The organism is Mesorhizobium sp. M1066 (assembly GCF_040318635.1).
Taxonomy (GTDB): Bacteria; Pseudomonadota; Alphaproteobacteria; order Rhizobiales; family Rhizobiaceae; genus Mesorhizobium.
The window spans coordinates 1-24,138 of the sequence record NZ_JAMYMR010000001.1; the positions used below are offsets into that span (position 1 = coordinate 1).

Below are 24,138 nucleotides of genomic sequence, written 5' to 3' on the forward strand. Positions count from 1 at the left end.
CCGCCCCCTATTTCGGGTGTCTGAGACGCGGATTGGCGACGATGGCCGCTATGTCCGCAATGATGTTCAGGCTGATATAGACGGCAGCGAAGATCAGGCCGACCGCCTGCACCACCGGCACGTCCCGCTTGGTGACGTGGTCGACCAGATACTGTCCCATGCCCGGATAGACGAAGATCACCTCGACCACGACGACGCCGACGATGAGGTAAGCGAGGTTGAGCATGACGACGTTGATGATCGGCGCGATCGCATTGGGGAAGGCGTGCTTGCGGATGACGTTGAAGGCCGACAGGCCCTTCAGTTCCGCCGTCTCGACATAGGCCGACTGCATGACATTGAGGATCGCCGCGCGTGTCATGCGCATCATGTGGGCGAGCACGACCAGCGTCAGCGCGGCCGCCGGCAGAGCGATCGCCTGCATGCGCTCGCCAAAAGGCATGCCGTCATAGACGGTCGAAATGCCCGGGAATATTTGCCATTTCACGGCGAAGAAATAGACCAGCACGTAGCCGATGAAGAACTCGGGAAACGAGGTCGAGGCCAGCGCCAGCCCGGAGATCAGCTTGTCGACCCAGCCATTGCGGTAGCGTACCGCGATCAGGCCGAGGATGATCGCCAGCGGCACGGCGACGATCGCCGCCCAGAAGGCGAGGAACAGCGTGTTCCACAGCCGTCCCTTGATCGACGTGGCGATATCCTGCCCGCTCGACATCGCCGTGCCGAGATCGCCGGTCAGCACGCCGCCCAGCCAATGAAAATACCTGAGGTAGGCTGGCTGGTTGAGCCCGAGCTGCTCGCGCAGATTGGCGAGCGACTCCGGTGTCGCCGATTGCCCGAGAATGGCTTGCGCGACGTCGCCGGGCAGGATCTGGGTGCCGGCGAAGATCAGGACCGAAACGGCCAACAAGAGGAGAATGCCCAGCGCAACGCGCTGGGCCACCAGTTTCAAGATGGGTGAGGACATATCCGCAAGGCCAGGCTCAGGCTTCGAGCCAGCACTTCGCCAGCGCGTAACCGTTCATCAGCTCCTGATGCGGATCATCGACCCAGCCGCCGACCTTGGCGCCGGTAGCGTCGATGAACTGGTTGAACATCGGCAGGATCAGGCCGCCCTCGTCTCGTACCAGGACAGCCATGTCATGGTACATCTGCTTGCGCTTGGTCTCGTCGAGCTCGGCGCGCGCGGCCAGCACCATTTTGTCGAAGTCCGGGCGCTTGAAACGCGTGTCGTTCCAGTCGGCGTTCGACAGATAAGCGGTGGAGTACATCTGGTCCTGGGTCGAGCGGCCGCCCCAGTAGGAAGCGCAGAAGGGCTGCTTGTTCCAGACCTCGTTCCAATAGCCGTCGCCGGGCTCCCGCTTCAGCTCGATCTGGATGCCGGCCTTGGCCGCGCTCTGCTGGAACAACTGCGATGCATCGACAGCGCCCGGGAAAGCGACGTCCGAGGTCCGCAGCAGGACGGCGCCATCGTGGCCCGACTTCTTGAAGTGGAACTTGGCCTTGTCGGGATCGTACTTACGCTGCTCGATCTCGGTAAACAGTGGATAGGACGCATTGATCGGGAAGTCGTTGCCGAGCGAGCCGTAGCCGCGCAGGATCTTGTCCAGCATTTCCTCGCGGTCGATAGCCAGCTTCAGTGCCATGCGCAAATCGGCGTTGTCGAACGGCGCCGTGTTGCAATGCATGATGAACACGTAGTGGCCTGGACCCGCGTGGTTGCGGATGGTGACGCCCGGCAGGCGCTTGATCAGGTCGACGATCTTCGGCTCGACGCGGTTGACCATATTGACCTGGCCGCCCTGCAGGGCGGCCGTGCGAGCCGTCGCATCGTTGATGACGATGATCTCGATCTGGTCGGCATGGCCCATCTTGTCGCCCTGCCAGTAATTGGCGAAACGCTCGCCGCCATGGCGCACGCCGGGCTCATTGGTCGTGACCTTGTAAGGACCGGCCGAGATGCCTGCGTCGGCCTTGTCCTTGCCGCCATTCGGTTGGACGATCAGGTGATAGTCGCTGAGCAAATAGGGCAGATCGGCATTGGCTTCCTTCAGGGTCAGCACGACTTCCTTGCCGCTGGCCTTGATGGTCTCGATGCCCTTCATGTAGCCGAGCGCGCCGGATTTCGACTTCTCGTCGGAATGGCGCTCAAGTGTGGCGGCCACGTCCTCGGCGGTCACCGTCTTGCCGTTGTGGAATTCGACGCCGTCGCGGATCTTCAGCGTCCACACCTTGGCGTCGTCCGACGAGCCGATCTCCTCGGCGATGCGGTTCTCGAGCTTGCCTTCCGGCGAAAGCTCGACGATCAATTCGCCCCACATCTTGCCGAAGGCGAACGGCACCTGAGTCATGAACAGTGCCGGATCAAGGCTGTTGGTGGACTCGCCGCCGACAAGTCCGGCCTTCAGTGTGCCGCCCTTGACCGGACCTGCCGCGCGTGCCGCGCTTGAAAGCAGCGAGTTGGCGAAGGGTGCGGAGATACCGAGCGCCGCCGCCCGGCCGAGAAAATCACGACGGCTCAGTTTGCCCGACGCGACACGCCGGCTAAGAAATTCCAGTTCGTTCGACATTTTGAGTTCCTCACTCTGTTGGTTCGACTCTGCGGTCGTTTTTCTTGTTTCTTGTGAGGAGAATAATGACCGCAAGGGAAAGCGGTAAGCAAGACCGAATGCGACATGCCGTGGCGTAAATCGTACGTCGCAATTGGACCAATGAGCTAAGTGCTCAAAGAAGCGCGCGCGGCACCTTCTCCTCGAAATTGCGCTCGAAGACGAGCGTTTCGTCCTCATACGCCTCGATTCTGGCGCTGACGATGAAGTTTTGCGCGTCCGATCGCATTTCGGCTGTCGTTTCGGTGCGTACCGACCATCCCTTTCGCGACAGGGTCTGCGTCCAGTGCGTCTTCCCTGAGGCCGACAGCGGATCGTCGGGATGGATCGTCCAGGTCTCGCGGGCAATGCTGCCGTTGGCGAGGCCATGGGCGAGATCGCGCACCTCGCCGAAATCATCAACGATGGAAAGGGTCACCATTCCGGTCTTTTCATCACGATCGACATGGCGCTCGGAATTGGCGGCGCGGATCGTCTCCGTTGCCCAGGGGGTGGCCCCTTCCGGCTCGGCGAACGTTACTTCGTCTCCTGCCGCCAGCGGCCGCAGCGGCAAACTGAGCGTCGCCGTCGACAAGGTGAGTTGTACCCGCTCCGGCGACGGCCAGATGGCAGGCCAATAGGCGTTCGAAACGGCAACACGCAGCCGGTGGCCGGCCGGCACGCGATAGGCGCATTGATCGAGCACGACGCGCACTGAGACGGTTTCACTCGGCACCAGCGCCTCGGGAAATTCGTGCGAATTGCGGTGCGTCAGATTGAGCACGCCATAGGAAATCAGTTCCGAGGCGCCATCGGGATGCACGTCACAGAGTCGGATCGCAATGTTGGCCTGCGGACGGTCGGAGGACAGCCGCAATTCGACTTCCGGGGCGCCGACGATGTCGATGGCCTGACTGAGTTCCGGCTGGTCGAAACACACCGACAGCGCATCGTCGGGGCGCTGATCGCCTGGCAGTTCGGGGCCGAAGGTGAAGGGAAAATACTCGCCGCCGGCCAGGCCGCAGCTTTGCGGCGAGGCAACGATGGCCGGTTTTTCCGTTGCGGGGATCAGATCGACCGTCTGCGTCTTGATGGTTGGCGAGGGCCATTGCTGCTCGGCAATCCAGCGGCCGGGACGCTCGGGGTGCCACCGCGCCGGACGCACGCTGTCCATGACATAGGCGCGGTAGGCCGGGTCGGACTCGACACCGGTGTCGATTCCCTTCAGCCACCGGTCCCACCAGCGCAAGGCCTCCTGCAGGAAGCCGATGGCGGGTTTTGGTCCTGCGTAATGCGGGTATTTGTGGATCCATGGCCCGATAATGCCCTTGACCGGGGCTTCGATGTTGCTGGTCAGATGCGAGACCGTGTTGCGGTAGCCGTCATGCCAGCCGCCGATCGACAGAACCGCGGCTTTGACGGCGGAAAAATCCTCGCAGATCGAGCCGCGCTTCCAGTAGGCATCACGATGCTGGTGCTTCAGCCACAGAGGCGCCAGGAAGGACTGGTTCTCCAGCCGGGCCAGCCACAGATCGCGCCATCTGTTGTCGCCGGCCAGCAGCGGGTCCGGCGGCCGCGACGAGTAGGACAGCATCGTCGAGGCCCAGCCGAAATTCTCGATCAGCAGGCAGCCGCCCTTGTAGTGGATGTCGTCGGCATAGCGGTCGACGGTCGAGCACAGGCTGATCACCGCTTTTAGCGCCGGCGGCTGCTTGGCCGCCACCTGCAGGCAGTTGAAGCCGCCCCAGGAAATGCCCATCATGCCGACATTGCCGTTGCACCAGGGCTGGCTTGCGGCCCAGGCGATGACGTCGCAGGCGTCCTGCAATTCCTGCTCGGAATATTCGTCGTCCATCAGCCCTTCGGAATCGCCATTGCCGCGCATGTCGACGCGGATAGAGGCATAGCCGTGGCCGGCGAAATAAGGATGCGTCAGCTGATCGCGAAAGATGGTGCCGTCGCGCTTGCGGTAGGGTAGGTGCTCGAGGATGACAGGCACCGGATCGTCGCCGGCATCTTCCGGCATCCACACCCGCGCCGACAGCCGGCAGCCATCCGGCATGACGATGCCCATGTCCGGGAACTCGACGACCTTGCGGGAAAATTCGGTGACTGTTTTCATGGCATGCTCCAGGATCGCCAGATGATGGAGCCGGTGGGATCGCGTCGTGGGCCAGCCACGGAATTCGGCTGGTCAATCCGCGTCAATTCAGCGGAATGTCGTTATCGTCCTTGTTCGCCTGATAGACGCCGGACAACTCATCGTAGCGCGCCGAAATCGCGCCGATACGTGTTTCCAGCCGTTGCCGCTCGGCCTCGGGCAAAGCTCGCACCAACCGACGTATGGAAAAGCTCTTCCAGTAGGCATTCTCGGCATTGTAGCCGCCGGGGTCGAGGGTGAAGACCTCTTTCAGGATCTTCAGATCGTGCGGGATGGCAAAACTGTCGCGCGAATCCTCGTGGCTGAACAGATAGTAGAAATTGTCGAAGCCGGTCCAGGTGATCGCCGACAGGCAGAGCGAGCAGGGCTCATGCGTGGCGAGGAAAATGGCGTCTCTTGTATCGACACGCTCCGCCTTCGGCATTTCATAGAAACGCTTCAGGCAGTGCACCTCGCCATGCCAGAGCGGGTTTTCCATCTCGTTGTTGGTCTCGGCCAGCACCAGCGAAAGGTCGTCCTTGCGCAGGATCGCCGCGCCGAACAGCTTGTTGCCATGGACAACACCGTCGGCCGTCTTCGGCACGATGTCGTGCTCGATCACGTCGAGCAGGCGGTCGATCAAAGAAATGTCGGTCATTTCAGGCTCTCCTGCTGCATGTCGCCCAAAAGTGCCCCCGGTTTTGGGGTAACGACATGCACAAAAAATTAAGGGAGATGGATCTCGTAAGCATGCGAGAAATGGAATTCTTCGAGGTTTGAGCCGTCGCCGCCACGGTCGACAATCAGGAAATCCTGCGCCTCGCCAAGCGGCGTCAGCACGCCATGCCAGAGATTGCGGGAATAGTTGATACCTTGTCCGGGTGCGGTGATGAAGGCATGCGGCTCATCAGGCCCTTCATCGCCATCATGGCAGACGACGACCAGGAAGGGGCGCGGCGACAGCGGGATGAAGGCCTGGCTGCCGAAGGGGTGGCGCTCGACCATGCTCAGCTTCAGCGGCAGTTCGTAAGGCGTGCCGCGCACCATCGAGATTAGCACGCGGGCATTCGGTCCGATCGCCTCGGCGGTCGCCAGATCGTGATAGCGTTCCGCGCGGCCGCCATTGATCGGGTAGTGGTTGTCGCCGCCCATATCGATGACGTCGCCGAACGGAGCAAAGCTCTCGCGGGTCAGCGGCCGCGCAATGATCCGCGTCACGGCGTCCGCCCGGCGACGCCGGCGCCGCCAAGCTTGGCGTGCCGGTTGACGTCCTTGTAGAGCAGATAACGGAATTTGCCCGGGCCGCCGGCATAGCAGGCCTGCGGGCAAAAAGCGCGCAGCCACATATAGTCACCGGCCTCGACCTCGACCCAGTCCTGGTTGAGGCGATAGACCGCCTTGCCTTCCAGCACATAGAGACCGTGCTCCATGACATGGGTTTCGGCGAAGGGAATGACCGCGCCCGGTTCCAGCGTAACGATGGTCATGTGCATGTCGTGGCGCAAATCGGCCGGATCGACGAACCGCGTCGTCGCCCAGCGGCCCTCGGTGCCGGGCATCGGCGTCGGCGCGATCTCCTGTTCGTTGGTGAAGAAGGCTTCCGGCAAATCAAGACCGTCGACCATCTCGTAAGCCTTGCGAATCCAGTGGAAGCGCACGTCGGCCTTGCTTTCGTTGCGAACCGTCCAGCCGCTGGCCGGCGGCAGGAAGGCAAAGCCGCCGGGCCTTAAACTATGCTTCTTGCCGGCAAGCAGAACCGTCAGTTCGCCTTCGACCACGAACAGCGCGCCCTCGGCACCGGCATCGGGTTCCGGCCGGTCGCTGCCGCCGCCGGGCGCGACCTCGACAATGTATTGCGAGAACGTCTCGGCAAAACCCGACAGCGGTCGCGACAAGATCCAGACGCGGGTCTCGTCCCAGAACGGCAACGCACTGGTGACGATGTCCTGCATCACACCCCGAGGAATGACGGCATAGGCCTCGGTGAAGACGGCGCGGCCGGTCAGAAGCTCGCTCTGGCCGGAATGGCCGCCATGTGGTGCGTAATAGGTTCGCTCGGGCATCCTGATCGTATCCATGGGTTCAAACCTATTGCGGAAGCATGTCCTTGAGGCGGAGCAGTGCGATGCGCTCGACCTGTTTGCAGGCGGTCTCGAACTCGACGCCGCGGCTGTTGCCGATGCGCGCCTCGAACTCCGCCAGGATTTCCTGCCTCGTCTTGCCCTTCACCGCGATGATGAAGGGGAAGCCGAAGGTGGTGACGTAGGCGGCGTTGAGCTTGGAAAACAGTTCGCGCTCCTTGTCGGTCAGCGCGTCGAGGCCGGCCGAGGCCTGTTCCCTGGTCGATTCCACTGTCAGTCGCTTGGCCTTGGCCAGCTTGCCGGCAAGGTCAGGATGGGCGTTGAGCACCGAAAGCCGCTCGGTTTCGCTGGCGGACCGGAAGATACGGCAAAGCGCATTGTGCAGGCCGCCTGAAGTGTCATGCGCCGGCCCCAGTTCCAGTTCGTAGGCGCGTTCGGCGATCCAGGGCGAATGCTCGAACACGCCGCCGAAAGTGTGGACGAAGGTCTCGAATTCCATCTTCGACGGTCTGAGCGCCGCCGGCTGGTACGGATGGTTTTCCTGCCAGTGCTTGGCGATATCGATGCGCCGCGCCAGCCAGACCTTGTCGTGCGACCTCACATAATCGACGAAGCGCTTCAGCGCCGCCACCCGCCCTGGCCGCCCGACGAGGCGGCAATGCAGGCCGATGTTCATCATGCGCGGCCGCCCCGCCTGGCCCTCTGCATAGAGCGTGTCGAAGCTGTCCTTCAAATAGGCAAAGAACTGGTCGCCCGAGTTGAACCCTTGCGGCGTGGCGAAGCGCATGTCGTTGGCGTCGAGGGTGTAGGGAATGATGAGCTGCGTGCCGTCCTCATGCTCGAACCAGTAGGGCAGTTCGTCGTCATAAGTATCCGACACATAGTCGAAGCCGCCTTCTTCCGCCACAATCCGCACCGTGTTGACCGATGTGCGGCCGGTGTACCAGCCGGTCGGGCGTGCCCCGGTCACTTCGCAATGCAGCTTGATCGCCGCTTCGAGGTCGCGGCGCTCGTCCTCGGCGCTGTGGTCGCGGTAGTCGATCCATCTCAGACCGTGCGAAGCGATCTCCCAGCCGGCTTCCTGCATGGCCGTGACCTGGTCGGGCGAACGGGCGAGCGCGGTGGCGACGCCATAGCAGGTGATCGGCACCTCGGCCTCGCTGAACAGCCGCAGCAACCGCCAGAAACCGGCGCGGGCACCGTATTCGTAGATGGATTCCATGTTCCAGTGGCGCTGGCCCACCCAGGGTGCCGCGCCGACGATTTCCGACAGGAAGGCTTCGGACGCCTTGTCGCCATGCAGCACGCAGTTCTCGCCGCCTTCCTCGTAGTTGACGACGAACTGCACGGCGACATGCGCGCCGCCAGGCCATTTCGGGTCCGGCGGATTGACTCCGTAGCCGCGCATGTCTCTGCTGTAACGCATCGTCCCTCCCGCCGGGCATGGCCCGAAGTATGATCAGAATATCGAAAGGGTGCTTCTCGCATTCCCCCGAAAATTTTTGAAAGTGTTTTTGTCGCACTCCGCTCGACCGGGACTTATGCATCGCCTTTAATTGGCGCACAATTCACTGTTGATACTTGATCGTACCGGGCCAATTCGCTCGTACCGGAAATGGGAGGCGGCCAATGGCAGAAACGTCGAATGCCGATGGCGGGCGTCTGACGACCCATGTCCTCGACACGGCGACAGGCAAGCCGGCGGCGGGATTGTCGATCGCGCTTTATCACCTCGACGGCAAGGCACGGACACATTTGAAGACTGTTGTCACCAATGCCGACGGCCGTTGCGACAAGCCGCTGCTCGCCGGCGCGGAGTTCCGCACCGGCGAATACGAACTGGTCTTCGCCGCAGGCGACTATTTGCGCCAGCAGGGATTGAGCCTGCCGAAACCGGCCTTTCTCGATACGATACCAATCCGCTTCGGCATGGCCGAGCCCGTGCACTATCATGTGCCACTGCTGGTCTCGCCCTACGGCTACTCGACCTACAGGGGGAGCTGAGGCATGGCCAAAATTAGCATTCGCAACGAGATCCGCTTCATCCTCAATGGCAGGGATGTGGCGCTTTCGTCGGTGACACCCGACGCGACCCTGCTCGACTGGCTGCGGCTCGACCGGTCGCTGCGCGGTACCAAGGAAGGTTGCGCCGAGGGCGACTGCGGCGCTTGCACGGTGCTGGTCGGCAAGCTCTCGGCCGGCGGTCTGGTCTATGAAAGCGTCAATGCCTGCATCCGCTTCCTCGGCTCCCTGGACGGCACCCATGTCGTGACCGTCGAGCATCTGCGCGGTTCACCCGGCCAACTGCATCCGGTGCAGCAGGCGATGGTCGATTTCCACGGCTCGCAATGCGGCTTCTGCACGCCGGGTTTCATCATGTCGCTCTATGGCCTGTGGATGAAGTCGTCGAATCCGTCGAACGCGGATATCGAAAAGGCCTTGCAAGGCAATCTCTGCCGCTGCACCGGCTACGAGGCGATCATGCGCGCGGCCCAAGCCATCTCGAGCTACGGCAAAGCGGCAAAAGATCCGCTGGCGGCGGAGCGCAAGGCGATTACCGCCAGGCTCGAGGCCATGCATGACGGCGCCCGGATTGAGATCGGTTCGGCCAAGACGCGGTTGGTCGTACCGGCCAATGTCGACGATTTCGCCGCTGTGCTGGACAGGGACCCCAACGCCACCATCGTTGCCGGCTCAACCGATGTCGGCCTCTGGGTGACCAAGCACATGCGCGATATTTCGCCGGCCATTTTCATCGGCAATCTCGACGGACTTTGCACCATCTCGGAAGACAACGGCATCATTTCGATCGGCGCAGGCGTCACCTACACTGATGCCTTCGCGACATTGGCGAAGCGTATCCCGGCGCTGGGGCCGTTGTTCGATCGCATCGGCGGCGAACAGGTGCGCAACATGGGCACCATCGGCGGCAATATCGCCAATGGCTCGCCGATCGGCGACACGCCGCCGCCGTTGATCGCGCTTGGCGCAAGTCTCACCCTGCGCAAGGGCAAGAAGCGGCGCTCGATTCCACTGGAAACCTTCTTCATTGCCTATGGCAAACAGGACCGGCAGCCGGGCGAATTCGTCGAGGCCGTGCACGTTCCGGTTCCGGTCAAGGGCACGAAATTCGCCGTCCACAAAATCACCAAGCGCCGCGATGAGGACATCACCGCGGCCCTCGGCGCCTTCTTCTTGACGCTGGCCAGCGATGGCACGGTCGCGGAGGTGCGCATTGCCTATGGCGGCATGGCGGCGACGCCGAAGCGGGCGTCTTCTGTCGAAAAAGCGCTGCTCGGCAAGCCATGGACGGAGGCCACGGTTGACGCGGCGATGGCCGAATATGCCAGGGATTTCACCCCGCTCACCGACATGCGGGCCTCGGCCGAGTATCGTGCGCTCGCGGCGCGCAATCTCTTGCTGCGCTTCTTCGCCGAGACCAGCGGTACCAGGGAGCCGATCCAGGTTTCGAGGCACGAGGCGGCATGATGAACAAGCACGCTCCCCCCAATCTGAAGGCTGAAAAGATCGCCGGCGGCGTTGCCACCGATCAACGTCATGACTCCGCCCACAAGCATGTCAGCGGCACGGCCGTCTATATCGACGACATGCCGGAACCGGCCGGCACGCTGCATGGCTGCCTCGGGCTTTCTGCCGCCACGCATGCCACGATTACCAGCATGGATCTCTCGGCGGTGCGTACAGCGCCCGGTGTTGTCGACGTGCTGACGGCCAAGGATGTGCCGGGCGAGAACGACATTTCGCCGACAGGCCGCCACGACGAGCCGGTGCTGGCCGACGGCAAGGTGCAATTCTATGGCCAGCCAATCTTTTGCGTCATTGCGCAGACGCGCGAGCAGGCGCGTCGCGCCACCAGATTGGCCAAGGTCGAATACAAGGAATTGCCCTTCGTCACCGACATTGGCGCGCTCGATCCGAAGAAGGACAAGCTCGTCACGCCGCCACTGACGCTGAAGCGCGGCGATGCCGCTACAGCGATCCGTCGGGCGCCGCGCCGGCTAAAGGGAAAAATGCGCATCGGCGGCCAGGAACACTTCTACCTCGAAGGCCATATCGCCATGGCCATTCCGGGCGAGGATCAGGACGTCACCATCTATTCCTCGACCCAGCATCCGAGCGAAGTCCAGCACATGGTGAGCCATGCACTCGGCGTGCCGAGCAATGCCATCACGGTGGAGATCCGCCGGATGGGCGGCGGCTTCGGCGGCAAGGAGACGCAAGGCAACCAGTTTGCCGCATTGGCCGCGATCGCCGCGAAGAAACACCATCGCGCCGTGAAGATCCGGCCCGACCGTGATGACGACATGATCGCCACCGGCAAGCGTCACGATTTCCTCGTCGACTACGAAGTCGGCTTCGATGACGAGGGCAACATCCTCGGCGTCGATTTCATGTTCGCGGCGCGCTGCGGTTTTTCGTCGGACCTTTCCGGCCCGGTGACCGATCGCGCACTGTTCCACTGCGACAACACCTATTTCTGGCCGGCGGTACATGCCCAATCGGCGCCGCTCTACACCAACACCGTGTCGAACACCGCCTTTCGTGGTTTCGGCGGCCCGCAAGGCATGGTCGGCGCCGAGCGCGTCATCGACGAGGTGGCCTTTGCGGTCGGCAAAGATCCACTCGAAATCCGCAAAAAGAATTTCTACGGCACATCGGACCGCAACGTCACGCCCTACCACCAGACGGTCGAGGACAACATCATCCAGCGCGTTGTCGCCGAGCTGGAGGAAAGCGCCAGCTATGCGCGGCGCCGGCGTGAGATATCGGCCTTCAACGCCAACAGCCGTTTCATCAAGCGCGGCCTGGCGCTGACGCCGGTCAAGTTCGGCATCTCGTTCACCGCCACGCATTACAACCAGGCCGGCGCGCTGGTGCATGTCTATACCGACGGTTCGGTGCATCTGAACCATGGCGGCACCGAGATGGGGCAAGGCCTCTACGTCAAAGTGGCGCAAGTGGTGGCGGAAGAGTTCCAGATCGACCTCGAACAGGTCAAGATCACCGCGACCACGACCGGCAAGGTGCCGAACACTTCGGCCACGGCAGCGTCGTCCGGCTCCGATCTCAACGGCATGGCGGCGCAAAACGGCGCTCGCCAGATCAAGGACCGGCTGATCGATTTCGCCGCCGAAAAATATCAGGTGCCGCGCGATCAGGTGCTGTTCCTGCCCAACCGGGTGCGCGTCGGCAATCAGGAAATCGCCTTCGCCGACCTCGTCAAGCAGGCCTATATGGCCCGCATCCAGCTGTCGGCGGCGGGTTTCTACAAGACACCTAAAATCCACTGGAACCGCGACAAGGGCGAGGGCCGCCCCTTCTATTATTTCGCCTATGGCGCCTCGTGTTCGGAAGTCTCGGTCGACACGCTGACGGGTGAATACATGGTCGAGCGCACCGATATTCTCCATGACTGCGGCCGCTCGCTGAACCGGGCGATCGATATCGGCCAGATCGAGGGCGGCTTCATCCAGGGCATGGGCTGGGTCACGACGGAAGAACTGTGGTGGGACGCCAAGGGCCGGCTGCGCACGCACGCGCCATCGACCTACAAGATTCCGCTCGCCTCCGACCGGCCGAAGATATTCAACGTCACCTTGGCCGACTGGCCGGAAGCCGGCGAGCCGACCATCCACCGCTCCAAAGCGGTCGGCGAGCCGCCGTTCCCGCTCGGCATGTCGGTGCTGCACGCCCTGTCGGACGCGGTGGCCAGTGTCGCCGACCACAAGATCTGCCCGCGCCTCGATGCTCCGGCAACGCCGGAACGGGTACTGATGGCCATCGAGCGGCTGAAGAAAGAGGCCAAGGCCTGAGTCTGGCCCGAGGTTCGGCCACACGTGCATTTCAAGCCGAAAAACCCTATGTTTCCCGCACGGGAATGCGAATGATGAATTCGAAAGTGCAAAGCCTCAAAGACTTCCTTGCCAGGCAGGGCCGTATCGCTTTGATCGAGGTCGCCGGGACAAAAGGCTCGACGCCACGCGAGAACGGCGCCTTCATGCTCGTCTCGCAATCGGCGATATCGGGCACGATCGGCGGCGGGCAACTTGAGTATATGGCCATCGACAAGGCCAGGCAGATGCTTTTCTCCCCCCTTGAGGGGGGTGAGGAGCGATCGGCCGGAAGCCGAGAAAAAGCCAACGATTTGGCTTTTTCAGCGACGAGCGCCCGAAGCCATAGCGAAGGGCAATCCGCAAAGCGGCCAGAGGGGGTCGGCAGAGGCAGCGCGCGACCTAAAGCGTCGAGCACTGCTGCGACGACCCCACCCGACGGCTTCGCCGCCACCCTCCCCTCAAGGGGGAGGGATATTCGCGCGACCCTCGACGTGCCTTTGGGCCCCGAGATCGGCCAATGCTGCGGCGGGCGCGTCGAAGTGCTGATCCGGCTCGTCGATGCAGCCCTTGCCGCCGATCTGGTTGCGGCTGCGGAAGCCGAGGAGGCTCACTTGCCGCGTGTCTACATCTTCGGCGGCGGCCATGTCGGCCAGGCGCTGGCGTCGACGATCGCACTTCTTCCCGTGCACGGCATCGTCATCGAGACGCGGGCCGAAGCACTGGAAGGCATGCCGGAGACCGTCGAGACCCGGCTGACGCCGATGCCCGAGGCCGAGGTGCGAAACGCTCCCGCCGGCACCGCCTTCGCCATCCTGACCCACGATCATGCGCTGGATTTCCTGATCGTCGCCGAGGCGCTGAAGCGCGGCGATGCCGCCTATGTCGGCATGATCGGCTCGAAGACCAAGAAAGCGACGTTCAGGAACTGGTTCCTGAAATCGGCGGCAGGCAGCGAGGCCGAGTTTGCCCGCCTCGTCTCGCCGATCGGCGGCGATACGGTCAAAGACAAGCGCCCACAGGTCATCGCGGCGCTGGCGGCAGCTGAGATCATGACGGCGCTGGTCAGTCACAGCGCAGCCTTAAGTGCCGACCAGCAAATTCCGCATGGCAGGGTGATGGCAGGCTAGGCTGCACCGCAGTTGACCGGCTGTTTCAAACCCAGTTGGTCGCGCAGTGTGCGGCCGTCGTACTCCTTGCGGAACAGGCCGCGTCGCTGCAGTTCCGGCACGACGAGTGTGGCAAAGGCATCGAGTTCGCCCGGGAAATATGAGGGCATGACGTTAAAACCGTCGGCCGCACCGCCCTCGAACCGTGCCTGCAACTCGTCGGCCACCTGGGCCGCAGTGCCGACGATGCGCCAATGGCCACGCGCGCCGGCAAAATGCCGGGCCAACTGGCGGATGGAAAGGCCGTCGCGGCGCGACTGCTCGACGACCAGCGCCTGCCGGCTTTTCATCCCCTCGCTCTCCGGCAATTCCGGCAGCGGTCCGTCGATCGGATAGCGCCACAGGTCGGAGATGCTGAGATAGCTGGACAGCAGCGCCACGCCGACATCGTCGGGGATCAGCGCCTGCAATTCCTCGTGTTTCTCCCGGGCTTCGGCTTCTGTTTCAGCCACCACCGGAGCAACGCCCGGCATGATCTTGATGTCGTCCGGCTCACGCCCATAGGCGGCCATGCGCCCCTTGAGATCGTCGTAGAAGGCCTTCGCTTCCTCGAAAGTCTGCGCCGCTGTGAACACCACGTCGGCGGTGCGGGCAGCGAGGTCGCGGCCGACATCCGAGGCACCGGCCTGGACCATGACAGGCGCGCTCTGTAGCGAGCGTGGCAGGTCGAGCGGATCCCGCACCGAAAAGCTCTGGCCGTCGTGACCGGAAGCGCCGAGCTTGCCGTTCCAGAGCCCGGTGACGACTTCGGCGAATTCACGCGCGCGCTCATAGCGATCGGCGTGGGGCTTGAGGCCGGTCGAGCCGAAATTGGCGGCTTCGATGGGGCTGGCCGAGGTGACCAGGTTCCAGCCGGCCCTGCCGCCACTCAGATGATCGAGCGACAGGAAGGTTCGTGCGAGCCCATAGGGCTCGTTGTAGCTCGTCGAGGCTGTCGAGACGAGGCCGATGCGGCTGGTCTGGACGGCAAGCGCCGAAAGCAGACTGATCGGCTCGAAGCCGATTGAGCGCGACGTCTGGCTGGCGATGCCGATATTGGCCTCGCGCAGGCCGGCGGCGTCCTCGCAGAAGATCATGTCGAACTTCGCCGCCTCCGCCGTGCGCGCCAGCGCGATGTAATGGTCGATGTCAGTGCCGGCGGTGACGTGCGCCTTGCGATGGCGCCAGGCGGCGATGTGGTGGCCTGTCGCCCACAGAAAGGCGCCGAGCTTCATCTGGCGAGCGGTCATCGGTCACCTCCGCCGGCAAGCCCGAGATGCGAGCGCAACGTCGTGCCGCGATAGTTCTCTCGAAACAGGCCACGCTGCCTCAGTTCCGGCAAAATCAGATCGACGAAATCGTCGAGCGCTGAAAGCTGTGCCGGCATCAGGATGTTGAACCCGTCGCAGCCTCTCGCCCGGAATTCCCTTTCCAGCCTCTCGGCGAGGGCAGCCGGCTTACTATCGGCGGTAGGCGCGACGTTCGTCAGCACTTTCACGGCGTCCGGATCGCGTCCGCACGCCGTGACACGGCGCCTGATATCGTCATAGCGTTCTGTCGTGCCCTCCACTGGTCCGCCGTCCAGCAGGATGATATCGGCGGTGCGAGCGGCAATATCGAAGTCGGACTCCTGCAGGCCCGACAAGACGAGCACTGGCGTATCCTGCGGCGACCGGGCGACGTTCAGCGGTCCGCGCACGGAAAAGAACGCGCCCTTGTGCTCGAGCAGATGCATTTTTTCGGGGTCGTGGAAGCGGCCGCCGCTCTGGTCGAACAGCAGCGCGTCCGCATCCCAGCCCTGCCACAGACCTTGCACGATGCCGATATATTCCTCACTGTGACGGCGGAAATCGTCAGGCGAAAATCCTTCGGGCCGGCTGAAATTGGCTGCTTCCCGTGGCGCCTGCGCCATGGTCGCGTGCCAGCCGGCGCGGCCATGGCTGATGATGTCGAGCGAAGCGAAACGGCGCGCCAGATTGTAGGGTTGGTGGGCAATTATCGAGGAAGCGGCAACCAGGCCGATCCTGCTTGTGACAGTTGCCAATGCGGCCAGCAAAGTGGTCGCTTCGAAGGGCATCGGACTGTTCGCGGCACCGCCGCCGGAAGCCGGCGCTGAATCGGCAAGCAGCACCATGTCCAGGCCCGCCGCTTCGGCCTTTTGCACTAAACCGGCCAGGTGGCTGAATTCCCGCCCCGGTGATGGATCGGTGGTTCCCGGAAACAGCGAAACGGCAAGATGCATTGTGGCGCCGTTGTCCATCGATGGTCCCTGCGAGACGAAATACCACCTGAACTATGTTCGCCACATCCAGGGATGGCAACCGCTGGCGCTGGGCCAAGCGCCGGTCACGTGCCGGCCAGCAATCAATGATTTCGTCATCCTATGGCGGAGCAAGGAGCGAAGCGACGCGGCGCAGACCATAGGATCCATGCCGCGACTTCAGAGCGCTGCTGCGGTGCAGAATTCTGCTCCGCTGCACTGCTTGGTGAAGGTCGCGGCATGGATCCCAGGGTCTCCGCGACGGAGCTTCGCTCCTGTTTCGCCCAGAGATGACGACGTTGGGAGGCTTCGGCCAATCTCGAACGTTGGCTATGGTTCAAGGATCGACCGGTGCCTCCCTCACTGTAGACAGTCCCTATTTGCCAGCAAGAAGATCGTTGATCAGTCGCTGGCAGCGCTCGGCCATGAAGTCGAGCAGCAGCCGTACTTTTGGATCCTGCAGCTTCTTGTGCGGATAGACGGCGGCGAACTGCACCGGTGTCGGTGGCGTGCTGCTCAGGATCACCTTCAGCCGCCGGTCGCGGATGAATGGCTCGACCTCGAAGCGCGGCTTGTTGATGATGCCGCGCCCCGAAAGCGCCCAGCCGGTCAGCACGTCGCCATCGTCGGTGTCGTAGGGCCCGTGCACCTCGAATTTCTGCGGGCCTGTGGGGGTCTGCAGCGTCCACACATATTCGCGCGCGCCGGAATAACGCAGCATCAGGCAGTCGTGCTTCTTGCCGATCAGCTCCTGCGGCTCCAACGGTTCGCCGCGGGCCTCGAGATATTTCGGCGCCGCCACCAGCACGCGCTCGCATTCCATGATGCCGCGCATCCTGAGGCTGGAATCTTCGATGATGCCGAGCCGGAAAGCGACGTCGATGCCTTCCTTCATGATGTCGACATTGTGATCCGAGAGCCTGAGCCGCACCTCGATATCAGGATATTTGTCGTGGAAATCCGGAATGCCCGAAGCCACCAGCCGTCGCCCGAGGCCCAAAGGTGCGGTGACGCGGATGGTGCCGCGCGGCTGGCCGGAAAGCGCAGAGACTGCAGCTTCCGCCTCGGTGATCGCCTCCAGCACCTGCTTGGCGCCCCCGTAGAAAACCGTCCCATGCTCGGTCGGCATCAATTGCCGTGTGGTGCGGTTGAACAGCCGCACGCCCAGGTGCTTCTCCAACTCCTTGATGCGGTTGGAGGCGACCGCCGGCGAAATGCGCATGTCGCGCCCGGCCGCCGACAGGTTGCCGAGCTCGACGACGCGGACGAAGACGGAGATGTTGTCGAGATAGGCCATGCGGTTCGTGGCTCTCATGCGGCTGCGTGGGAACAGCTTAGTATTTTCCATTTTTTTTTGAAAGTCATCGTGCACCTCGCCTCTTTCCGTTTGCGCTCCAACCCGTAAAGTCGCCCAATCGGCAGGGACGATTTCAATGATGGATTTCGCGATTTTCTGGGACTGGCTAAGTTTTGCCGTGCGCTGGCTGCATGTCGTCACCGGCATCGCCTGGATCGGCTCGTCCTTCTACTTCGTCGCGCTCGATCTCGGCCTGCGCCAGCGCCCGGGCATGCCGGTCGGCGCCTTCGGCGAGGAATGGCAGGTGCATGGCGGCGGCTTTTACCACATCCAGAAATATCTGGTGGCGCCGGCCGAAATGCCCGAGCACCTGACCTGGTTCAAATGGGAATCCTACGCCACCTGGCTGTCCGGCTTCGCCATGCTGTGCGTCGTCTATTATGCCGGGGCCGATCTGTTCCTGATCGATCCCAACGTGCTCCCGATGTCGGTCCCGGTCGGCATCCTGCTGTCGTTGGCGACGATCGGCGTCGGCTGGGTGGTCTATGATCTGCTGTGCCGCTCGCCGCTCGGCAAAAGCGACACCGGCCTGATGCTGGTGCTCTACTGCGTACTGGTGTTCATCGCCTGGGGGCTGACGCATCTCTTCACCGGCCGCGCCGCCTTCCTGCATCTGGGCGCCATCACCGCCACGATCATGTCGGCCAACGTCTTCATGGTCATCATCCCCAACCAGAAGATCGTCGTCGCCGACCTCATCGCCGGCCGCAAGCCCGACCCGAAATACGGCAAGATTGCCAAGCAGCGCTCCCTGCACAACAATTATCTGACGCTGCCGGTGCTGTTCCTGATGTTGTCGAACCATTATCCGCTGGCGTTCGGTACTGAGTTCAACTGGGTCATCGCCTCGCTGGTGTTCATCATCGGCGTGCTGATCCGGCACTATTTCAACTCGATCCATGCCCGCAAAGGCAATCCGACCTGGACCTGGATGGCGGCACTCGTCCTGTTCATCGTCATCATCTGGCTGTCGACTGCGCCGAAAGTGCTGACCGGCGAACCCAAGGAATCCGCGTCGGCGCAAATCTATGTCGCTTCAGCGCATTTCCCGGCCGTGCGCGACACCGTGCTCGGCCGCTGCTCGATGTGCCATGCGGCGGAGCCGGTCTATGAGGGCATCTATCATGCACCGAAGGGCGTGATGCTCGACACCGACGCCGACATCGCCAACCACGCCCGGGAGATCTATCTGCAGGCAGGCCGCAGCCACGCCATGCCGCCCGCCAACGTCTCACAGATCACCGACAAGGAACGGGCGCTGCTGGTGGCCTGGTTCGAAGGCGCAGGGAAATAGCATGACCTCGACACTTCTGCGCGGCCGCACGCTGTCCTTCGTGCGCTGGCCGCAAACCATCGACGACCATTCCGCCTGGCGCTACGAAGAGGATGGCGGCCTGCTGATCCGCGACGGCAGGATCGTTGCCTCGGGTGCCTATGCCGAGGTCGAAAAGCAGGCCGGCGAGGTGATGAGAAAAATCGACCATCGGCCGCATCTGCTGCTGCCCGGCTTCATAGATGCCCATGTGCATTTTCCGCAGATGCAGGTCATCGCCTCCTATGGCGCAGAACTGCTCGACTGGTTGAAAACCTACACTTTTCCGGAGGAAACGAAGTTCGCCAACGCCCAGCACGGCCGCCGCATCGCCCGGCTGTTCCTCGACGAGATGGTGCGCCACGGCACCACGACGGTTGCCGCCTACTGCTCGGTGCACAAGGCTTCGGCCGAGGCCTTCTTTGCCGAATCGCATGACCGCAACATGCTCAACATCGCCGGCAAGGTGATGATGGACCGCAACGCCCCCGACGGCGTGCTCGACACGCCGCAATCCGGCTACGACGACACAAAGGCGCTGATCGCCGAGTGGCACGGAAAGGGGCGGCAGCTTTATGCCATCACCCCACGCTTCGCTATCACCTCGTCGCCAGAGCAGATGGAAATGGCTGGCGCGCTGTGCCGCGAATACCCCGACCTGCACATGCAGACGCATCTGTCGGAAAATCATGCCGAGATCGCCTTCACCAAAGAACTCTATTCCTGGTCGCGCGACTACACTGACGTCTACGAGCATTATGGGCTGTTGGGCAAAAGAAGCCTGTTCGGCCATTGCATCCATTTGTCGGAGCGCGAAGCGGATGCGCTTTCGGACTCGGGCTCGGTAGCGGTGTTCTGCCCGACCTCCAACCTGTTCCTCGGTTCCGGCCTGTTCGACTACCAGCGCTTCCGGCGCCGCGGCAAGCCGGTCCGGATCGCCGCTGCCACCGATGTCGGCGGCGGCACCAACTACTCCATGCTGCGTACCATGGACGAGGGCTACAAGGTGATCGCGCTGAACGGAGAGAAGCTCAACCCGCTCCAGTCCTTCTGGCAGATGACGCGCGGCAATGCCGAGGCGCTGTCGGTGGCTGACAAGATCGGCACGCTGGATGAAGGCAGCGATGCCGACATCGTCGTGCTGGACGCCAGGGCAACGCCGGCGATGCGGCTCAGGATGGAAACGGTCGAGACGCTGGCGCAGGAACTGTTCCTGCTGCAGACGCTGGGTGACGACCGCACTGTCCGCGAGGTTTATGTGGCGGGGCGGCCAGCCAAGACCGATCTGTTATAGTGCAGGGGCAGGTGTGAGGGGACCCCATCAATGACCGTCCGTCAGGAGAAACTCATCGGCATGATAGGGGGGATGAGCTCGGAATCGAGCGCGATTTACTATCGGCTGCTCAATCAGGCCGCGCATCGGCGCCTCGGCGGACATCACAATGCCAGGTCGGTCCTGTTTACGCTGGACTTCGACGAGTTGAACGAGATGGCCGCGCTCGGACGCTGGGACGATCTCGCTGAAACGGTAACCGAAGCGGCACGAAACCTGGAAAGGGCCGGCGCTGATCTGGTCATGATCACCTCCGTCACCGCACACCGTGTGGCCGACCAAGTGGAGCCCCTGCTTTCCGTCCCGCTGCTGCATGTCGCCGATGCCACAGCGCAGGCCATTCAGTCGCGGAGCTTTGAGCGTGTCGGGCTGTTGGGAACGCGCTTCACGATGGAGCAGGATTTTTTCTCGGGACGACTGCTACAGCGTTATGGGCTCGAAGTCCTGACCCCGCAGCAGAAAGAGCGTGAAGCCTTGCACAGTATCATCATCGATGAACTGACGCTGGGCATCGTGAGCCAGAACTCAAGGGCTGCTCTGCTGGATATGGCGTTAGACCTCCAGGCGCGCGGCGCGCAGGCGGTGATCTTAGGTTGCACCGAGCTTCCGTTGCTGGCCGCTTCGGACGACTATCCGTTGCCAGCTTTCGACGTCACCCAAATTCATGCCGAGGCGGCGTTGGACATGGTCCTGGTAGATGGACGCACCTGAACCGCCGGTGTCTTGACCGCACCGCGATAGTCAGCCAAAGCCAGCAACGACATCGGGAGCGAAACAGTGGCCGACGACATCGAGACCATTAAGAAGCAGGAAGCCACGCTCGTCTTCCCCGCCTTCGACGAGGCCGTCGCTTTCAAAATCGGCTCCGCCATTCGCGATCGTGCAATTGCCGAGAAACTGCCCATCATAGTCGACATCAGGCTGTGGGACCGGCCGCTCTTCTACGCCGCGCTGCCGGGCTCGAATGCTTCCAATCCCGACTGGGCGCGACGCAAGATCAATGTGGTCAGGCGGTTCCTGAGAAGCACCTACCGCATGGTGCTGGAACAGCAGCGCCCGGACCGCAGCTTCAAGATCGGCGAAGGGCTGGATATTGCCGACTACGTGCTGGCCGGCGGTGGCTTTCCGGTGACCGTCAAGGGCGCCGGCGTCATTGGTGTGATCGCCGTCTCCGGACTGCCGGAGCGGGAGGATCATGGCGTCGTCGTCGATGCGCTGTGCGATCATTTGGGCGTCGACAAGCGCGGCCTGGCATTGCCTCGGGACGCCGAATGACCGTGCTCGATCCCAAGGCCTTCCTGACCTCCATCTTCAACGCCGCCGTTGCCGCCGCCGATCCGGAACGAACCATCCGGGATCATCTGCCGGCCAGGCCAAAGGGCCGTACCATCGTCATCGGCGCGGGCAAAGGCTCGGCGCAGATGGCGGCAGCGTTCGAGAAAGTGTGGGCCGGCCCGATCGAAGGGCTGGTCGTCACCCGCTATGGCTATGGCGCGACCTGCGAGCGCATCGAGATCATCGAGGCGGCTCATCCGGTGCCGGACGCTGCCGGTCTGGAAGCCTCGCGGCGCCTGCTCGCCAAGGTCCAGGGTCTGACTGAGGATGACCTAGTGGTGGCGCTGATTTCCGGCGGCGGATCGGCGCTGTTGCCGTCGCCCGCTGGCGGCTTGACGTTGGCCGACGAGATCGCCGTCAATGAGGCGCTGCTCGCCTCGGGTGCGCCGATCGCGGCGATGAACACAATCCGCAAGCACCTTTCCACCATCAAGGGCGGCAGGCTGGCGGCGGCCGCATGGCCGGCCAGGGTGGTGTCGCTGATCGTCTCCGATATTCCCGGCGACAATCCGGCAATGGTCGCCTCCGGCCCAACCGTACCGGATACAGGCAGCCGCGCAGACGCGCTGGCCTCGATATCGGCCTATGGCATGAAACTGCCGGCCTCGGTGATGGCGCATATCAATTCGCCGGCCGCCGATGCGCCAAGCCCGAATGACGAGCGCTTTTCGTGCAACGAGGTGCATTTGATCGCTTCGGCCGGGGTGTCGCTCGAAGCGGCTGCTGCGGAAGCGAAACGGCAAGGCGTTGAAGCCATCATCCTCTCCGATGCCATCGAAGGTGAGGCGCGCGAGGTTGGCGGCGTCCATGCCGCGATCGCGCGCGAAGTGGCGACCCGCAACCGGCCATTTAAAAAGCCGGTGCTGGTCCTGTCGGGCGGCGAGACAACCGTGACGCTGCGCGCAAAAGGCAAGGGCGGCCGCAATTCGGAATTCCTGCTGGCTTTCGCCATCGGCATCAATGGCGTCGACGGCATCCACGCACTGGCCGCCGACACCGACGGCATCGACGGTTCGGAAGACAATGCCGGCGCCTTCGCCGATGGCTCGACCGTATCGCGCATGCGCGCAGCCGGGGTGGACGCCAAGGCTATGCTTGCCGGCAACAATGCCTGGACGGCCTTCGACGCGGTTGGCGATCTTTTCGTGCCCGGCCCGACCGGTACGAATGTCAACGATCTCAGGGCGATTCTGATTAGGTAGCCAAAGCAGTACCAGGAAAAGTGTCAAGTGGTTTTCCGTCTGGAATCGCGCAAAAACAAAACTGATCAGGCGGCCATCAGCCGCTTCACCAGCTTCATATCCTGCAGGAACCGTTCGCGTTCGGCTTCCTTGTCCGCCCGATCGTGGATGCGCAGGATGAAGGAGGGATGGATGGTGATGAACACGCGCAATCCGTCCTCGCGCTCGATCACTTGTCCGCGCATCTTTGTCACCGGGATCGCCTTGCCGAGCAGCGACATCGCCGCTGTCGCGCCGAGTGCCACGGCGAGGTTCGGATTGATCAGCTCGAATTCTTGGTCGATCCACCACCGGCAGGCCTGAATCTCACCGGAATTCGGCTTGGAGTGGATGCGGCGCTTGCCGCGCGGCTCGAACTTGAAGTGCTTGACCGCGTTGGTGACATAGACCTTTTGCCGATCGACACCGGCATCGTCCAGGATCGCATCGAACACCTTGCCGGCCGGACCAACGAAAGGTTTGCCGGCGAGATCCTCCTGATCCCCCGGCTGTTCGCCGACGAAGATCACTTTGGCATTGTCGGGGCCCTCACCGAAGACGGTCTGCGTCGCGTCGCGCCACAGCGGGCAGCGACGGCAGCCTTTCGCTACCTCACGCAACTCCGAAATCGTGCTTGCGACATCGTCCTCCGCCGTCTCGGCAGGCTGTTGCTTCGGCCAATGCCGTGCCTGCACCTTTGCGTGGTGCGGCGCGGGTGTTGTCGGCATCTTCGCAATCATGTCCTTGGCGGCCTTGTCCGCTCCTGCGATCATGTCTGGAATGAGCGAAGCCTCGGGAAGGTTCCGCCAATATTTCTTCGGCATCTCCTTCTGCATGGCCTTCACCTTCAATCGCGCCGGATTGAAGATGTTCTCGAAATAGGTGCGCCAGAGCGCCTCGGTGTCGTCTTGATCAGGCGCATCGCCCTTGGCCGCGCCCGGTCCGATAGCCAGCCTTTCGCCATCCCAATCGGCGGAGGCATAGGGCGTCAGGATCGTCCAGCGCATGCCGGTGAAACGCCTGACGAAGAAATCGGCGTTGCGCTCGACGATGAAATGATCCGGCTCGAACCAGGCGACATAGCGCTCATCGGCACCGTCGCCGATTTTTCGGAAGCGCACGAAGGCATGCATCTTGTGGCTGTCGCGCCGCACCGCCTTTTCCATGGTCTCAAGCCGCCTGGTGTCGGGATCCGACGCGATTTCCAGCAGTTTAGGCTCGTCGCGCAATCGCCAAAGCGCTCTGTAGAGAAAGGCAAACCGGCCGGGATCGGAATAGCAGAACGCCGTTTCGGCATGCCCGATGAAGTCGCGCGGCACGACGAGCTGCGCGCCCGCGGGCACTTCAGGCAATTCTGCCTGATCAGAGCCCGGCGCGACATGCCAGCCGACGTCCTCGGGCCTGACCTCATTCAGGGCCAGCCGCCGTGCCGCGTCACGCCAGCCGGCAAAATCGGTCTCGCTGCCGAGCCGCACACTGTATCTGGCGAGATCGAGTTTCGCCGGCCGCATG

The 24,138-nt window shown here is 62.8% G+C and carries 20 protein-coding genes; 9 read left to right on the forward strand and 11 right to left on the reverse strand.

From position 1 onward, the window contains the following. Nucleotides 1–7: 7 nt before the first annotated feature. The 7 genes from NKH52_RS00005 to puuE form a co-directional block, all read right to left on the reverse strand. Complete coding sequence (locus NKH52_RS00005; RefSeq protein ID WP_023813639.1) at nucleotides 8–967, reverse strand: ABC transporter permease; 960 nt, start codon at nucleotides 965–967, stop codon at nucleotides 8–10. 16 nt (nucleotides 968–983) lie between these two features. Next, on the reverse strand, nucleotides 984–2,570 hold the full coding sequence (locus NKH52_RS00010; protein WP_127289706.1) for an ABC transporter substrate-binding protein: 1,587 nt from the start codon (nucleotides 2,568–2,570) through the stop codon (nucleotides 984–986). Between the two features lie 154 nt (nucleotides 2,571–2,724). Continuing rightward, nucleotides 2,725–4,710, reverse strand: coding sequence for a CocE/NonD family hydrolase (locus tag NKH52_RS00015; RefSeq protein ID WP_352732652.1), 1,986 nt, complete (start codon nucleotides 4,708–4,710; stop codon nucleotides 2,725–2,727). Nucleotides 4,711–4,792: 82 nt separating this feature from the next. Next, nucleotides 4,793–5,386 carry a nucleoside deaminase gene (locus tag NKH52_RS00020; RefSeq protein ID WP_352732649.1) on the reverse strand — a complete coding sequence of 198 codons (594 nt, stop codon included), beginning with the start codon at nucleotides 5,384–5,386 and terminating at the stop codon, nucleotides 4,793–4,795. 68 nt (nucleotides 5,387–5,454) lie between these two features. After that, nucleotides 5,455–5,946 (reverse strand): ureidoglycolate lyase, encoded by a 492-nt coding sequence (locus tag NKH52_RS00025; protein ID WP_127289712.1) that lies wholly within the window; start codon nucleotides 5,944–5,946, stop codon nucleotides 5,455–5,457. Next, complete coding sequence (locus NKH52_RS00030) at nucleotides 5,943–6,806, reverse strand: bifunctional allantoicase/(S)-ureidoglycine aminohydrolase (RefSeq protein WP_352732646.1); 864 nt, start codon at nucleotides 6,804–6,806, stop codon at nucleotides 5,943–5,945. Before NKH52_RS00030 ends, NKH52_RS00025 begins: the two co-directional genes overlap by 4 nt. A 10-nt stretch (nucleotides 6,807–6,816) precedes the next feature. After that, a complete protein-coding gene (gene puuE, locus NKH52_RS00035; protein ID WP_352732643.1) occupies nucleotides 6,817–8,235 on the reverse strand; it encodes an allantoinase PuuE in 1,419 nt (472 codons plus the stop codon). 203 nt (nucleotides 8,236–8,438) lie between these two features. Between puuE and uraH the strand changes: the two genes are divergently transcribed. From uraH to xdhC, 4 genes are all read left to right on the forward strand, one after another. After that, a complete protein-coding gene (gene uraH, locus NKH52_RS00040; protein WP_127289718.1) occupies nucleotides 8,439–8,813 on the forward strand; it encodes a hydroxyisourate hydrolase in 375 nt (124 codons plus the stop codon). A 3-nt stretch (nucleotides 8,814–8,816) separates the two neighbouring features. After that, entirely contained in the window at nucleotides 8,817–10,298 is a 1,482-nt protein-coding gene (gene xdhA / locus NKH52_RS00045; RefSeq protein WP_352732639.1) for a xanthine dehydrogenase small subunit, read from the forward strand. Then, on the forward strand, nucleotides 10,298–12,643 hold the full coding sequence (gene xdhB, locus NKH52_RS00050; protein WP_352732675.1) for a xanthine dehydrogenase molybdopterin binding subunit: 2,346 nt from the start codon (nucleotides 10,298–10,300) through the stop codon (nucleotides 12,641–12,643). Before xdhA ends, xdhB begins: the two co-directional genes overlap by 1 nt. Nucleotides 12,644–12,717: 74 nt before the next feature. Next, a complete protein-coding gene (gene xdhC / locus NKH52_RS00055) occupies nucleotides 12,718–13,791 on the forward strand; it encodes a xanthine dehydrogenase accessory protein XdhC (protein WP_352732672.1) in 1,074 nt (357 codons plus the stop codon). Here xdhC and NKH52_RS00060 read toward each other — a convergent pair. From NKH52_RS00060 to NKH52_RS00070, 3 genes are all read right to left on the reverse strand, one after another. Further along, entirely contained in the window at nucleotides 13,788–15,059 is a 1,272-nt protein-coding gene (locus tag NKH52_RS00060; RefSeq protein WP_352732637.1) for an LLM class flavin-dependent oxidoreductase, read from the reverse strand. The two genes, xdhC and NKH52_RS00060, sit on opposite strands and share 4 nt — an antisense overlap. Beyond that, nucleotides 15,056–16,069: an LLM class flavin-dependent oxidoreductase gene (locus tag NKH52_RS00065; RefSeq protein WP_352732635.1), complete on the reverse strand. Its 1,014-nt coding sequence runs from the start codon at nucleotides 16,067–16,069 to the stop codon at nucleotides 15,056–15,058. The genes NKH52_RS00060 and NKH52_RS00065 overlap by 4 nt, the downstream gene beginning before the upstream one ends. Nucleotides 16,070–16,445: 376 nt before the next feature. Further along, nucleotides 16,446–17,366: a LysR family transcriptional regulator gene (locus NKH52_RS00070; protein ID WP_127289724.1), complete on the reverse strand. Its 921-nt coding sequence runs from the start codon at nucleotides 17,364–17,366 to the stop codon at nucleotides 16,446–16,448. A gap of 136 nt (nucleotides 17,367–17,502) precedes the next feature. On the opposite strand from NKH52_RS00070, the gene NKH52_RS00075 reads away from it, so the two are divergent. The 5 genes from NKH52_RS00075 (at nucleotide 17,503) to NKH52_RS00095 (ending at nucleotide 22,608) form a co-directional block, all read left to right on the forward strand. Then, complete coding sequence (locus NKH52_RS00075) at nucleotides 17,503–18,720, forward strand: urate hydroxylase PuuD (protein ID WP_352732632.1); 1,218 nt, start codon at nucleotides 17,503–17,505, stop codon at nucleotides 18,718–18,720. 1 nt (nucleotide 18,721) lies between these two features. Further along, nucleotides 18,722–20,032, forward strand: a complete 1,311-nt coding sequence (guaD, locus tag NKH52_RS00080; protein WP_352732629.1) for a guanine deaminase — start codon at nucleotides 18,722–18,724, stop codon at nucleotides 20,030–20,032. A gap of 30 nt (nucleotides 20,033–20,062) precedes the next feature. Then, the gene (locus NKH52_RS00085) at nucleotides 20,063–20,782 is read left to right on the forward strand and encodes an aspartate/glutamate racemase family protein (protein ID WP_352732626.1); all 720 of its coding nucleotides are present in this window, start codon (nucleotides 20,063–20,065) and stop codon (nucleotides 20,780–20,782) included. Nucleotides 20,783–20,848: 66 nt separating this feature from the next. Further along, on the forward strand, nucleotides 20,849–21,346 hold the full coding sequence (locus NKH52_RS00090; protein WP_352732623.1) for a heme-degrading domain-containing protein: 498 nt from the start codon (nucleotides 20,849–20,851) through the stop codon (nucleotides 21,344–21,346). Next, on the forward strand, nucleotides 21,343–22,608 hold the full coding sequence (locus NKH52_RS00095) for a glycerate kinase type-2 family protein (RefSeq protein WP_352732620.1): 1,266 nt from the start codon (nucleotides 21,343–21,345) through the stop codon (nucleotides 22,606–22,608). Before NKH52_RS00090 ends, NKH52_RS00095 begins: the two co-directional genes overlap by 4 nt. 65 nt (nucleotides 22,609–22,673) lie before the next feature. Here the strand turns inward: NKH52_RS00095 and NKH52_RS00100 are convergent, their stop codons facing one another. After that, entirely contained in the window at nucleotides 22,674–24,137 is a 1,464-nt protein-coding gene (locus tag NKH52_RS00100; protein WP_352732617.1) for a UdgX family uracil-DNA binding protein, read from the reverse strand. Nucleotide 24,138: the final 1 nt, after the last annotated feature.